Source organism: Myxococcus xanthus (assembly GCF_006402735.1).
Lineage (GTDB): Bacteria > Myxococcota > Myxococcia > Myxococcales > Myxococcaceae > Myxococcus > Myxococcus xanthus_A.
This window is the reverse complement of record NZ_CP017174.1, coordinates 7842147-7855332: the sequence shown is the minus strand read 5'-3', so window position 1 is coordinate 7855332 and position 13186 is coordinate 7842147. Positions and strand designations below refer to the sequence as shown.

At 66.7% G+C, this 13186-nt stretch carries 11 protein-coding genes; 2 read left to right on the top strand and 9 right to left on the bottom strand.

The genetic code is table 11. The features are described 5' to 3' along the window. Positions 1–9: 9 nt before the first annotated feature. Positions 10–510 carry a hypothetical protein gene (locus BHS09_RS32235; RefSeq protein WP_140799928.1) on the bottom strand — a complete coding sequence of 167 codons (501 nt, stop codon included), beginning with the start codon at positions 508–510 and terminating at the stop codon, positions 10–12. A 29-nt stretch (positions 511–539) separates the two neighbouring features. Beyond that, a complete protein-coding gene (locus tag BHS09_RS32230; RefSeq protein WP_140795221.1) occupies positions 540–1295 on the bottom strand; it encodes a DUF6585 family protein in 756 nt (251 codons plus the stop codon). Between the two features lie 919 nt (positions 1296–2214). On the opposite strand from BHS09_RS32230, the gene BHS09_RS32225 reads away from it, so the two are divergent. After that, positions 2215–4293: a TadE/TadG family type IV pilus assembly protein gene (locus BHS09_RS32225; protein ID WP_140799927.1), complete on the top strand. Its 2079-nt coding sequence runs from the start codon at positions 2215–2217 to the stop codon at positions 4291–4293. A 5-nt stretch (positions 4294–4298) separates the two neighbouring features. Here BHS09_RS32225 and BHS09_RS32220 read toward each other — a convergent pair whose 3' ends face one another. Next, positions 4299–4727, bottom strand: coding sequence for a VOC family protein (locus BHS09_RS32220; RefSeq protein WP_011556194.1), 429 nt, complete (start codon positions 4725–4727; stop codon positions 4299–4301). 117 nt (positions 4728–4844) lie between these two features. On the opposite strand from BHS09_RS32220, the gene BHS09_RS32215 reads away from it, so the two are divergent. After that, a complete protein-coding gene (locus BHS09_RS32215; RefSeq protein ID WP_237079949.1) occupies positions 4845–5372 on the top strand; it encodes a TetR/AcrR family transcriptional regulator in 528 nt (175 codons plus the stop codon). Here the strand turns inward: BHS09_RS32215 and BHS09_RS32210 are convergent. The 6 genes from BHS09_RS32210 to BHS09_RS32185 form a co-directional block, all read right to left on the bottom strand. Then, positions 5350–5775 (bottom strand): hypothetical protein, encoded by a 426-nt coding sequence (locus BHS09_RS32210; protein WP_237079948.1) that lies wholly within the window; start codon positions 5773–5775, stop codon positions 5350–5352. The two genes, BHS09_RS32215 and BHS09_RS32210, sit on opposite strands and share 23 nt — an antisense overlap. Before the next feature lie 135 nt (positions 5776–5910). After that, on the bottom strand, positions 5911–7311 hold the full coding sequence (locus tag BHS09_RS32205) for a family 2B encapsulin nanocompartment shell protein (protein ID WP_140799925.1): 1401 nt from the start codon (positions 7309–7311) through the stop codon (positions 5911–5913). Between the two features lie 35 nt (positions 7312–7346). Continuing rightward, on the bottom strand, positions 7347–8756 hold the full coding sequence (locus BHS09_RS32200; RefSeq protein ID WP_140795217.1) for a family 2B encapsulin nanocompartment shell protein: 1410 nt from the start codon (positions 8754–8756) through the stop codon (positions 7347–7349). Positions 8757–8783: 27 nt separating this feature from the next. Next, complete coding sequence (locus BHS09_RS32195; RefSeq protein ID WP_140799924.1) at positions 8784–11051, bottom strand: family 2 encapsulin nanocompartment cargo protein terpene cyclase; 2268 nt, start codon at positions 11049–11051, stop codon at positions 8784–8786. Between the two features lie 177 nt (positions 11052–11228). Beyond that, entirely contained in the window at positions 11229–12158 is a 930-nt protein-coding gene (locus BHS09_RS32190) for a helix-turn-helix transcriptional regulator (RefSeq protein ID WP_140795215.1), read from the bottom strand. A gap of 16 nt (positions 12159–12174) precedes the next feature. Continuing rightward, positions 12175–13068, bottom strand: coding sequence for a type 1 glutamine amidotransferase domain-containing protein (locus tag BHS09_RS32185; protein WP_237077659.1), 894 nt, complete (start codon positions 13066–13068; stop codon positions 12175–12177). Positions 13069–13186 lie beyond the last annotated feature (118 nt).

Sequence of the window (13186 nt, the reverse complement as noted above, 5' to 3'; positions counted from 1 at the left end):
GGTTTCCTACTACGCCCGGGCGGGGGCCAGCGCCGAGCGCTTGCTGTAGGTGTCGCAGAGCTCCAGGTACTCGTCGCTGTCGATGTCGAGCGCCGCCACCCGGATCTTCTTCAGCTTGGGCTTCTCCAGCGTGGTCTTGATTTGAATCAGCTTGAGCGTGGGGATACCCATGTAGGACTGGCTGTAATAGGTATTCTCGGTCATGTCGGCCCATTCAATCAGCAGGCCGTCCTCGAAGCGGATGCCATCCCGGCCGATAATCAGCGCGGGCTTGTCCAGGTTGCCCAGCGGCCTGATGCAGCCGTAGAGCATCCAGAGCATGCAGAGGTTGACCGCCCCGCAGAGGGCCATCACGCCCGGGCTGTCCGCCAGCCGGAAGGTGAGGATGCCACAGAGGCCCGAGGCCACCGTCCAGATGACCGCGCCGATGATGAGCTTCGTGCGCGAGTAGTAGACCTCGCGCGGCTTCTGTGTCTTCTGCTTGTTCTGTGAGGAACTGTAGATTTCCATGACGTGCGACCTGTGAGGGGAGAGGGGAATCAGTTGGCCAGCCGTTGCGACAGGTAGGCCAGGAGGACGGGCGCGTTGACGATGCGGGCCTCGTCAATCTTGAGCGGCTTGCCCTGGGCGGCGATGACCAGTTCGCGGGTGGAGACACCCTCCTCGAACTCGTCCTGGAAGCGGATGCTCTCGATGTCGTCCCAGCGCATCAGCCGCTTCTTGTGTGTCAGCCCGGCGCCACTGAGCGTGAGGGGCCCGAACTGCACCGCCTTGCCGGCGTTGACCTGCCGGTGCACGCCTTCGATCAGCGCATCGACGACATGGTCCGTTACGTGGGCGTACAGCTCGTCCGCGTCGCTCCACAGGTTCAGCCTCAGCCGGTAGGTGCCCCCGCGGTGGCGCAGGACGAGCCGGTCGTGGTTCTGCACCGTGATGATGGCGCTCACGTTCCGCCACGCGATGCGCGTGTCGCCCGCGCGCAGGTACTCCTCATCCACCACCAGCTTGGGCGGCGCGGCCAGCCATGCGAACAAGTCGCTGGCCCGCCAGAAGATGAAGTAGAGGCCGCAGGGGATGCCCGCCAGCAGGATGATGGGCGCGGCTTGGTAGCGGAAGAGCCCTTTGATGAAGTCCTGCGGGAGCAGGTAAATCTTGCCGAACGAGAGAAATGCCGCGGCCACCACGTAAATCAGGGCGAAGCCAGCGGCGAGCCAGTACAGGACGTGCGTGGGGAATTCCCGGGTGTGCGAGCGCTTCAGTGAAGCCTCCAGAGCCGTATCGAAAAGTACACGCATCTATAAACAATTGCGTGTGTCTTTTCGATGGGATTCGCGAATGCGCTCAGGGTGAAGCCAGAGTGGCGCATTTCGCCAGTGTCTCATACCCCGTGTGATGTTTCGGGGCTGCTCAGGTGCGGCGAATTCGAGAAACAATCGGCGTTCTCAGCTCGTGAGAAGCCATTGGATGAGGTTGCGTGAAACACAGCCTTTCCGCGCCTGTCGTGCCTGAGGCATGGCGGAGCGCATTCTCCGGACGGCGCCGGGCCCTGGCGGGGGCATCAGGTGGCACGGCGCCGTCCGCTGCACGCGGTGTCCAGGCAAGCGTCGATGCGGGCGGTGAGCGCTGGGTCGAAGCGGATGTCACTGGCCGTGGGGCGTGGTCGCTCGCGCACCGGGTGGGTCTGGCGCCTCCCACGTTGGTGCGTACCCGTCAGGTCGTGCGATTCGTCAAGGCGAACCCCGCCCCTCTGCCTCCGAGAACATGCTGGGGGGAATGAGCAGGCCGGCGCGGGCGCGGGAACGGCGGGGCCCTTGGGGGGGCTGGACGACGACGTCGGGCCCCTCCGTGGAGAGCCCTCGCTCGTCGCTCCCGCCGGCCGCGGATGGCTCGGCCTCGCTTCGGTGAAGCCTCCTCCGCCACTGACGCGAAGAACGACGTGTCTTGGGGCCGGAGCGGGACGACGTCGCACTGGCGCGCGGAAGCCTGGCTTTCGGGCAGGGGCGGTGCCGCAAGGAGTTGCGCGGTGCGCCATTTTCATTCACCCACGAATGGGAATGAGTGGCGGGAGCGCGCCTTGCGTGGTGCAATTCATTGTCATAGGGTCCAGATTTCCTGGGGGGGCCGCTGGAGGGGGCGCAAGGCTTTTTGCGCCAGCCGCGTCCACCATGCCAAAGCTCCTCTGGGATTGCGCCCCCGCGCGAGGAGACCTGCCCCATGCTGACCCGGAGCCTTCGCCAGAGTTTCCGCCGCCAGGAGGGCCAGGCGCTGGTGCTCATGGCGCTGATGGTGCTGATCATGTCCCTGGCCGTGCTGGCCACCGTCAACATCGGCCACACGGTGCATGAGCGCATTCGCCTCCAGAACACAGCGGATGCGGCGGCGTACTCCATGGCGGCCATGGAGGCCCGGGCCTTCAATTTCTACGCATACGCCAATCGTACACAGGTGTCGCACTACGTGTCGGCGATGATGTGGCAGTCGTTGCTGTCGCTCGTCTACTCCATCGAGGCGTTCCTGACGGACCTCTATGGGCTCATGAAGACGCTGAATCCCTGCGCGGGGTCACCTTCCGGCTACTGGATGCTCATCTGTCCGGTCTTGCAACTCGTCCCCATCGTCGGGCCCCTCCTGCGGGTGGTCAGCCGCATCATGACGCTCTACCGGGATACCTTCTTGCGGCTGGTCCAGACGACCATCCGGACCCTCAATCCGGATGCCATCATCGGACAGCTCGTCATCCCCGCGCATCGGGCCTTGAATGGCGTGATGTTCTTCGCATCCCAAGCGGTGATGGTCTCGGCATCCACTCACGTGGTGCAGTCCAGTCAGTCCGTCGTCGAGGCGAATGACAGCAACGTCAATTCCATGATGAGCCAGCTGGCCACGGGAGCCTACAGCCAATGCCTGTTCGGCCAGGCGCACAACACCCACGCGGGCGGAGGGCCGCTGTCATTGAAGAACCCCTTCGGCGCCCTGGACGTGACCAAGCGAGCCGCGAATGACCCTGTCGCGCGCGCCAAGCGCGCCATGGGAGGCATCACCAATGCCACTCGGTATCCCTGCGATACCGCTTCGTCCGGAGGCGTCCTGGAGTGCCCGGAAGGCTTCGTCGGCAATCGCGGTCTGGGCGGGCTCCTGCCGATACCGAACATGCTCGGCTTCCTGAAGGACTTCCTCAACGAGGGGATCGACGTCGATGGGGTCATGCAGTTCGGAAAGATGGGCCAGACCCGCATGCTCTCCTCGAGCTATCCCAACGCGGGGAAGCTCCGGGAGGGCCGAGGGCCTGGCAACGATGGGCGGAACTTCATCCGGGACTGGAACGACAACCTGCAGCCGTGGGGCATGATGGCGCAAGGCGACAACATCGGCTCGGATGACCCGTACTGGATCAACATCGGTCCCGCCGAGTTGGGGCGCGGCCCCCTCAAGATTGACAATCCCCTGGCCTGCACCAAGGACGACGACTACTGGAAGTGCTTTGGCGACAACCGCCGGCGCAAGAACGACAACAACCGAGCCCAGCTGCCCTACAGGCACATGATGAAGACGAGCATCTGGGCGCTCAACGACGTGGACAGCGGAAGCCGGCGAGGAGGGCTCCATTGGCGGGTCAACTACTCGGACTATGGCCGGTCCTGGGGAGGCCATGTGCGGCCCGCCGGGCGCGAGGGCCGATTCGGCATCCATGAGACGGAGATTTGCGTGGTGCGGGGCCTGGTGTGCTTGCTGGAGACAAATGTCTACGCGGCGAACGTCCGGCCCGTGCAGGATGGCAATCACCGTTGGGCGGGGCTCGTGCCCTTCATGCACTTCGAGCCCGGCCAGTTCGGGTCGGTGTGCAACCCGATGGCCAACGCCAACATGCGGGAAGCGGCGACGCGTCAGGTCGACTTCAACCAGCCCTCCACCTGGGTGGCGATGAACAAGTCGCCTGACGAGGTCATCAACCGTCAGAACGCGGATGGTGCCGGCAGCAACGCGCCTGCCCTGCTCAACAACCAGGGCAAGGTGACCTTCGCCTTCTCTCCGGAGAGCGAGGGCCTGGAGATGATGAACAACCGCAAGAAGTTCCTCGGCATGGTCGAGGGACTCAACGTCATCTCCCGCGGGCAGTCCTACTACCACCGGCCGGGCAACTGGGCGGAGCAGCCCAACTTCTTCAACCCCTACTGGCGCCCCCGTCTGGCCTCCGTGTACCAGGGGCGCAACTCCCTGCCCGCGCTGGGCGGCATGTTGGACGCGCTGCCAGGGCCGCTGCGTGGGATTGCACCCAAGATCGTCACGCACTGAGCCCGTCACCCGACGGGAAGCGCGCTGGCCTCGTACTGCTTCGCGAAGTCCTCGCTCGGCGGAATGGGCTTGATGACGTCGATGAGCACCCCGTTGGGGTCCGCGGTGATGAAGTGCCGCTGGCCAAACGCCTCGTCCCTCAGCGGGAGGTGGATGGGCAGGCCGGCGGCCTGCACGTCCCGGTAGACGGCGTCCGGGTCTTCCACTTCGAAGTTCAGGATGGTCCCCGCCACCGTGCCCCGGGCCACCGCCGGCACCGTTTCGTGCCGGCCGTCGAGGATGGCCAGCGCGACATGCTCGGCATCGTCCGATTGGAGGTGGACGTACCAGTCGCTGGTGAAGCGCGGGCTGAAGCCGAAGTGCGCCGTGTAGAACGCCGCCGTACCCGCGACGTCGTTCGTCATGATGACCGGGTAGTAACTGGTGATTTTCATGGGCTCCCGCTCTCCTTCGTGCTTGTCTTTCGATGAGGTAACATACAGGCTGCATGTATGCAGCCAAGGGCACGAAGAAGCAACGATGAGCGCAGCGCGACGACGCGGCAGGCGCTCGTGAGCGCGAGCCGGGCGCTGTTCGTGGAGAAGGGGTACGCGCAGACGTCGACGCCGGAGGTGGTGGCCGCCGCCGCCGTGACGCGCGGGGCGCTCTACCACCACTTCGAGGACAAGCAGGCGCTGCTGCGGGCGGTGCTCGAACGGGAATTCGCCGAGCTGCGCCGTGCCATCGACCAGGCGACGCCGCCGGCCCTGGACGCGCGTGAGGCGCTCATCGAGGGAAGCCTGGCCTACCTCGACGCGATGGCCGTCCCGGGCCGCACGCGCCTGCTCCTCGTGGATGGGCCGGCGGTGTTCGGCCATGCGGAGATGATGGCACTCGACGAGGCCTCCGCCGCGGGCTCGCTGCGAGAAGGGCTCGCCGCCTTGCTGGGGGACGGGCCGCTGGTGCCCGCGCTCGCCAGCCTGTTGTCCGCCGCCTTCGACCGCGCGGCCCTGGCCATCAGCACCGGCGGCGATGCGAACGCCTACCGCGCGGCGATGCTCGCGCTCATCGAGCGCGTTACCGCTGGCGTCGGTCGTTGAGCGGCAGCGGCTCCAGCGTGTTCGACTCCGTGTCGTCCGACAGGGCCGAGACCAGATGGACCAGGTTGGTTCCGCTCAGGTAGGAGGCGATGATGGCGGAGATGCGCAGCACGAGCAGCGTGGGCTCGAAAGGGAGGATGTCGCGTTCCTGGAGCCAGGCGAGCGTCTGCGGCGCGTAGGCGGCGTTGCAGGCCGCCACCACGCCCAGGAACAGGAACATCTGGACGATGCCCAAGAAGGTGTTGGCCCGGGAGCGGACCATGCCGGCGAGCCCGCCCAGCCGTTCCATGAGCAGCGGCCTGACGAACTTCATCACCAGGATGCCCTGGATGATGCCCACGGCCAGCGGAACGAAGATGTCGGCCAGGGCCATGACTGTCTGGGCTTGTTCGCTCGAACTCATGGCCGCGGACGATGCTCCGTCACACAAAGGGAATCAACCTGGCCCGCCGGTTGACGGATGCGGCATGTGAGCGTTTCAGGCGGCACAGCGGGTCCAGGCATTGCGCCTGAACCCGCCGTGTCACTTTCTGAAAAATCAGACGCCGAGCTCCACGTTCTCCAGCACACCCAGCGCATCGGGGATGAGCAGCGCGGCGGAGAAGTAGGTGCTGACCAGGTAGTTCGAGATGGCCTTGTCCGACACGTCCATGCGGCGCACGGAGAGGCCGGGCTCGACTTCGTCCGGCAGGCCGGTGCGGCGCAGGCCGATGACGCCCTGGTCCTCCTGGCCGGTGCGCAGCACGAGGATGGAGCTGGTGCGCTGCTCGGTGATGGGAATCTTGTCACACGGCAGCAGGGGGACCCCGCGCCAGGCCATGCACGGCGTGCCCTGGACCTCGACGGGCGTCGGATAGATGCCCCGGCGGGTGCACTCCCGGCCGAACGCCGCGATGGTGCGCGGGTGCGCCAGGAAGAAGCGCGACTTGCGGCGCCGGCTGAGCAGCTCGTCCAGGTCATCGGGCGTGGGCGGCCCGTTGCGGGTGTGGACGCGCTGCTTGAGGTCGGCGTTGTGGAGCAGGCCGAAGTCCCGGTTGTTGATGAGCTCGTGCTCCTGCCGCTCCCGCAGCGCTTCGATGGTCAGCCGCAGCTGCTGCTCCGTCTGGTCCATGGGGTCGCTGAACACGTCGGAGACGCGCGTGTGGACCCGGAGCACCGTCTGGGCCACGCTCAGCTCGTACTCGCGGGGCGTGAGCTCGTAGTCCACGTAGCCGCCCTGGATGTCCGGCTCACCGGAGTGGCCGGCGGCCAGGGGGATGGCGGCCTGCCCCAGCTTGTCCTGGGGCTTCTTCAGGCGCTCCCGGTACCGCTCCACCTGGGCGCGCAGCGTGGCGGACCGGGCAATCAGGTCCTCGAACACCTGCTGCTGCAGGGACAGCACCGTGCACGGCGTGGTGGCCTTGACGGTGTAGGTCCAGACGTCATCCGACTCCGCCACCGCCTGGTCGCCGAAGTGGTCGCCGTCCGCCAGCACATCCAGGGTGACGGCCGCGCCATACGGGCCTGTGCGGAGCTTGCGCGCCTTGCCGTGGGCCAGCAGGAACACGTGCTCGGCGGGGGTGCCCGCCTCGACGATGACGTCGCCCGCCTTGTACTCCGCCTGGGTGAACCGGCTGGCCAGGGCCGCAATCACCTCGTCGTCGCCGCTCAGGCCCCGCAGCAGCGGCAGCTTGAGCAGCTCCTGTGGGATGACCTGCACCTTCGCGCCGATGTTGCTGAACACGAGGCGGTCATCCGCCACCGCGTAGCTCAGCCGACGGTTGACCCGGTACGTGCCGCCCGTCACCTCCACCCAGGGCAGCATGCGCAGCAGCCACCGCGGGGTGATGCCCTGCATCTGCGGGACGGTCTTCGTCGTCGTCGCCAGCTGACGCGCCGCGGCCGTGCCCAGGCTCAGGCGCGGGGTGTCGTCGCCACCCGTCTTCACGAAATTCGCCATGTGGATTCCCTCACGTCATCCGAGCGGAAGGAGGGCTAGTCGCCGCGGCCGATTTCGACGCTCTCCAGGATGCCCAGCGCGTCGGGCACGAGGACGGCCGTGGAGAAGTAGCTGGTGACCAGGTAGTTGATGATGGCCTTCTCGTTGATGCCCATGAACCGGACGTTGAGGCCGGGCTCGATTTCGTCGGGGATGGTGCCCGGGTGCAGGCCGATGACACCCTGGTTCTTCTCACCCGCGCGCATCAGCATGATGGACGTGGTGCGCGAGTCGCTGACGGGAATCTTGCTGCACGGGAAGATGGGGATGCCGCGCCAGGCGGGCACCATGTTGCCGTTGAAGTCCACGCTGGTGGGGTAGATGCCCTTGCGGCTGCACTCCTGGCCGAAGGCGGCGATGGCGCGCGGGTGGGCCAGGAAGAAGGACGGCTCCTTCCACACGGTGGCCAGCAGCTCGTCCATGTCGTCGGGCGTGGGCGGGCCGTGCCGGGTGTGGATGCGCTGCTTGAGGCCGGCGTTGTGCAGCAGGCCGAACTCGCGGTTGTTGATGAGCTCGTGCTCCTTGCGCTCCTTCAGCGCCTCCACCGTCAGCCGGAGCTGCTGCTCCGTCTGGTTCATGGGCTCGTTGAAGAGGTCCGCCACGCGGGTGTGAATCTGGAGCACCGTCTGCGCCACGCTCAGCTCGTATTCGCGGGGCGACGTCTCGTAGTCCACGTAGGTGCCCGGCAGCACCGGCTCGCCGGTGTGGCCCGCGGCCAGCTCGATTTCGGCCTGGCCCGTGGTGTCCTGCTTCTTCTTCGAGCGCGCCTTGAACCGCTCGACGTGCTTGTTCAGCGAGGGCGACTGGGCCACCACGGCCTCGAAGTCGGACTGCTGAAGCACCAGCACGGTGGTCGCCGTGACGGCCTTGGCCGTGAACTTCCAGTAGTCCTGCGACTCCAGCAGCGCCTCGTAGCTGTAGTGGTCGCCGTCCGCCAGCACGCCGAGCACGGTGGCGTCACCGTACTTGCCGGCGCCAATCATGTTCACCTTGCCGTGGGCGATGAGGACGATGCAGTCCGCTTCCTTGCCCACCTCGGTGATGACCTCGCCGGCCTTGTACGTCTTCTGCTCGAAGCGGTTGGCCAGCGCCGTCAGCACCTCGACGTCGTCGTAGCTGCGCAGCAGGGGCAGCTCGCACAGCTCCTGCGGGATGACCTGCACCTTGGCGCCGGTGGTGGTGAACGTCACGCGGCCATCTCCCACCGCGTAGCTCAGCCGGCGGTTGACGCGGTACACGCCACCGGACACCTGCACCCAGGGCAGCAGCTTGAGCAGCCACCGGGAGGAGATGCCCTGCATCTGCGGGACGGACTTGGTCGTCGTGGCCAGCTGGCGCGCGGCGGCCGTGCCCAAGCTCAACTGGGACTTCTCGGCGTCACCGCCCGGCTTGATGATGTTCGACATGATAGGCCTTTCGAGTGGAATGGAAGATCAGGCGCCGGAGCGCAGGTTGGCGAACAGGGATGTGATGCGTGCGGCGGAGGTGCCCAGGCCGGTGGGGCCCGACGAGAGCTGCGGCGCCAGCTTGCGGGACGCGCGCAGCTCGAACTCCTTGTAGCGGTCCACCGTCTGGTGCCAGATGAGCACACCGCTCATCCACCACTGCAGCTTCTGGACGTACTGCTTCAGCTTGTCCTGGGCCTTGCCGTCCAGGTTGAAGGTGCGCGCCAGCGGCTCCAGTTCGTTGGCGATGATGTATTCGAACTGCTGCATCCGCGCGGTCATCAAGTCGTTGACGACGGAGACGGCCCGCGCCGGGTCCAGGTCAAGGAAGCGCTGGACGACCAACACGCCGTTGTTGAGCTCACCTTCGAACTCAATCTCCTTCTGGTAGGAGAAGACGTCGTTGATGAGGCAGGCGTAATCCGCCGCGGAGTTCTCCAGGCTGCGGATGGGACGGCTGTGGAAGACTTCAGGCGGCAGCGCGTCGCCATGGGCCAGGCGGGACAGGCTCATGGTGAGGTCCGAGCCGAACGTCTGGCGCCGCATCTCCACGTAGTCGATGGGGTCCGGGATGCGGTTCTGGATTTGATTGGCCAGCTCCCACAGCCAGCTCTCCGTCATGTCCAGGATGGCCTTGCGGAACAGGCTCCGTGAGGCGGGCGTCACGCCTTCGGTGGTGCGGGCCCACAGGTCCGCCAGCCCGCGCTCCACCGGGTTGGTGGGGGGCGGAATTCCCGCGCCGGCGTCCTCCGGCATGAACAGCGCCAGCCGGGCGTTGAACACCTTGGCGCCAGCCATGTCCTTGCTGTGCCCGTAGAAGGCCGGGAAGTAGTCGTCCGCGTAGGTGCCCCAGACGAGCCAGCAGGAGGACAGGTTGAGCTGCGCGGCGGTGGCGTGGGGATGAATCAACGCGCCGCAGAGCGCCACGTCCGCCACGTCGAACTTGTGGTCATCCCAGATGTAGCCGCCGGGGACTCCGGGGAGCACGTCCAGCATGCCCATGCGCCGCGCCCACGCCTTGGAGTCGCGCCGCGCGGCATCCAGGTGAGGGCTCGGCTTCGTGGAGTACGGCATGTAGAACTTCGGCAGCTTCACCGGTCCCACGGGCTGGTACGGCACGTGGGAGAAGCTCTTGAGGCGGGTGAGCCCCAGGGCGGTGGGTGACTGCGGCAGCCGCGCCGCGGAGGTGCCCAGGCCGTTGGGGCCCAGGAAGAAGCCGCCCGCGCCGCCGGAGCCCTTGTTCATGTAGCGGCTGGAGCGCATGTGCCACTCGTGCCCGCCGGACTGCCAGTCCTGGAGCCCCCGGACGTAGGTGAGCACCTGGGCCTGCTCCACCGGGTTCAGGCCGAACTCGACGAACAGGGACGGCAGCTCCGTGAGGACGGTGTTCTCGAACTGCTGGAGGCGCGAGGTGAGGACCTCGTTGACGAGGTGCGCGGCGCTCGGCGGGGAGATGTTCAGGAACTTCTCCATCACCAGGACGCCGTTGGAGAGCTCGCCTTCCTCCAGAATCTCCCGCTCGTAGGAGAACAGGTCGTTGCGCAGGTGGACCGCGTCGGAGAACGTGTCCTTCAGCACCCGCATGGGGCGGCTGGCCGCGACCCGGTCGGGGACTTCGGCGAAGACGGCGTGCTCCACCAGGTTGGCGGACCAGGGGGCGCCGCCCACCTTGCGGCGCATCTCGATGTATTCGATGGGGTTGGAGACGCGGCGGTCGCTGATGTTGGACAGCTCCCAGCTCGACTCGTCCAGCAGGTGTTTCGTGCTCTCGAAGAACCGGCGCCGCCACGCCATGGAGCGGCTGGGGACGGTCCGGTTCCACAAATCCAGCAGTCCGGCCTCTACCGGGTTGGTAGGGGGCGGAGGCGTGGCGGCCGGGTCGACCGGCATGAACAAGGGCAGACGGTCCAGGTAGGCCTTCGCGCCGACCTGGTCCTGGGAGCGCTTGTAGAGCTCCAGGAAGTGGTCATCGAAGTAGAAGACCCAGACGTACCAGTCGGTGACGAGGTCCAGCTCCGGGCCCGGTGCCTCCGGATGCGTGTAGGCACAGAGCAGGGCGTAGTCCATGGCATCGAACTTCGCCTCGCTCCAGATTTCCGGAGCGCTGCCATCCTTCGGGCGGCCAATGATTCCCAGCTCGCGCGCCCAGGCCTTCGAATGCACCCGGGCGCCTTCGAGGTTGGGATTCAAGCGCGCCGGCCAGGGAACATAGAAATCTGGCAGTTCGAATGGCTGCTTGTTTTTCGCCGTACCCATGGACGCCCCTCGTTGAACTCAGGGGAGGCGTTATAGTTTTGGATTGAACGGCCTTCCAGCGCTTTGTTGATTATGCGACGTTTACAAGAAGATGTTGTTTTCACTATGAGAATTTATTTGACCGACTCCCCGTGAGTGCGTTGTTCGCCGTGGCGGAGCCAGAAACCGGGTGGCGCGTCAGCGGCGCGAACGGGTGAGCACGAGCTCGCGCAGTGCCGAGGGCGGGACGTCGTTGTGCTTGCGGAACGTCCTCGAGAAGTGGGCCTGGTCGGAGAACCCGGTACAGAAAGCGACGTCCGTGAGCGTCAGGCGCGCGTCTGCCAGCAGCGCGTGTGCCGCGCCGACGCGGACGCGTTGAAGGGTTTGCGAGAAGGTGGTCCCTTCCTGCTGCAAGGCGCGTTGGAGGCCGCGGCGGGACAGGGCGAGCCGCTGCGCGGTCTCCTCGAGCGTCCAGGGGTGCAGCAGGTCGTCCCGCATCACCTGTTCGAGCCGCTCGCGGACCTCGCGGGGGGCTCCCTCGCGCGGCGCAGCAGGCTCCTGGAGACGGAGGGGCTTCCCAGGCTTCCAGTGGAACGTCGCCACGTTCGTCGTGGCGGGCAGGCTTCGCGTTTCGTCCACCAGGGCGGGGCCATGAATGGCCATGGGCGCTTCACCTTCGGACTCGAGTGTGACGGAAAGCTCCGTGACACCCGCGGTCTCCAGGAGCGCGACGAGCACCCCCCAGATGAACAGGTCGTTGACGGTGAGAATCGCCCCGCCGTCGATGGCCGCATGTCGCAACGTCATTTGGGCGCGGGCCAGGTCGTGGGAGAGCAGTTGCGTGCGGTGGCGGGAGTGAAGGAAGCGCTCCAGGGTGGTCCACCGCTCCACGGCGTGCCGGGGCGTGGGCCCCGCGACGAGCGCCCGGAGGACGGGATGGGACGCAAGGGCCCGCAGCTCGCGGCCGAGCTCCAGCACGGGTCGCCAGCCATGGGCATCCATGACGGCCTGGAGGACGGTGACCTTGTCGCGCCCCTCGGTTGGAATCTCCGGGTAGGTCCGCGCGACGGCCGCCTTCAACAGGGCGTTCAGGGACGGGCTCGTCATGGTGCCTTGGTCCACGCCCATGAACGGCAGCTCCTGGTCAGCGCGAGGCGCGCGGTGGCTCGCCGGTGTCCTCGGCGCACCGGCCCGCGTTGCGCCAGTCGCTCAGCGCGGCGAGGAAGTGCACGTTGAAGTCGGCACCCGAGAATGGATTCTGGCTGGTCACCAGGTTGCAATCCCGCACGGCGCGGGAGCGGCCCGGAAGCGCCGTCTCATGGCGGTAGCCGGCGTCGTCGAGCTGGTCTCCAATCCCACGAACCTGGGCGCGTGCGTCCATGACGAAGGTTTCGATGTACCACTCCTCGAAGCCGGAGACCGAAGTGACGCGCCGGCCCGCGAAGGGGCTCTGCTGCTTTGGCAGGCGCGTGAGGAGCGCCGGGGCATGACAGACGAGCCCCACGGGACGGTCCGTGGCACCGAAGTCGATGAGCAAGCCGTGCAGGTCCGCGTCGTCGAGCAGGTCCACCATGACGCCCTGTCCTCCTGGAATGAGCAGCGCCTGGAAGTCGTCTGCGCGCGCGCGGACCTCGGACAGGTTCAGCGGCGTGTGCAACTGGGGAAGCTGCGTGACGAGCGCCTGGGCTTCGGCGAGCGCCCCGGGGTGCTCCTTCCAATACGAAGGGTTCATGCCCTCGGGGTCGAACGCCGGTGCACGGCCCTCGGGCGTCGCGACCACCACGTCGTAGCCGGCGTCGATGAGCGCTCGGTAGGGCTCATAGAACTCGTTCAGGAAGACGCCCGTCTGGCGCGTGCTTCCATTCGCGAGCTTCTGCTCCGACGCGGCCGAGAGGACCATGAGGACGCTCCCAGGGGGATGGACCTCCGGGGGTTGTCGCTCCGCGGAAGGAAAGATGACCTGGTGCGTCGGCGCGGTGGCGCAGCCCAGTGCACCCGCGAAGCATGCGAGCGCGAGCCGGGCGAGGCGCCGCGTCATGGTCATTCCAGCGCGAAACGCTGGAGCCTGCGTCGAAGTGGTTGCTCCCATGTCGCTCCTCCTGGTGACAGCTTCATCACCAGGGTAGGAGCGCAGGGGAGGGCGGGCTTGAACGAAC

What these genes read in the sequence shown, in the direction of transcription:
- BHS09_RS32235 (WP_140799928.1), bottom strand. Translation starts at nt 510, where the DNA reads ATGGAAATCTACAGTTCCTCACAGAACAAGCAGAAGACACAGAAGCCG.
- BHS09_RS32230 (WP_140795221.1), bottom strand. Translation starts at nt 1,295, where the DNA reads ATGCGTGTACTTTTCGATACGGCTCTGGAGGCTTCACTGAAGCGCTCG.
- BHS09_RS32225 (WP_140799927.1), top strand. Translation starts at nt 2,215, where the DNA reads ATGCTGACCCGGAGCCTTCGCCAGAGTTTCCGCCGCCAGGAGGGCCAG.
- BHS09_RS32220 (WP_011556194.1), bottom strand. Translation starts at nt 4,727, where the DNA reads ATGAAAATCACCAGTTACTACCCGGTCATCATGACGAACGACGTCGCG.
- BHS09_RS32210 (WP_237079948.1), bottom strand. Translation starts at nt 5,775, where the DNA reads ATGAGTTCGAGCGAACAAGCCCAGACAGTCATGGCCCTGGCCGACATC.
- BHS09_RS32205 (WP_140799925.1), bottom strand. Translation starts at nt 7,311, where the DNA reads ATGGCGAATTTCGTGAAGACGGGTGGCGACGACACCCCGCGCCTGAGC.
- BHS09_RS32200 (WP_140795217.1), bottom strand. Translation starts at nt 8,756, where the DNA reads ATGTCGAACATCATCAAGCCGGGCGGTGACGCCGAGAAGTCCCAGTTG.
- BHS09_RS32195 (WP_140799924.1), bottom strand. Translation starts at nt 11,051, where the DNA reads ATGGGTACGGCGAAAAACAAGCAGCCATTCGAACTGCCAGATTTCTAT.
- BHS09_RS32190 (WP_140795215.1), bottom strand. Translation starts at nt 12,158, where the DNA reads ATGGGCGTGGACCAAGGCACCATGACGAGCCCGTCCCTGAACGCCCTG.
- BHS09_RS32185 (WP_237077659.1), bottom strand. Translation starts at nt 13,068, where the DNA reads ATGACGCGGCGCCTCGCCCGGCTCGCGCTCGCATGCTTCGCGGGTGCA.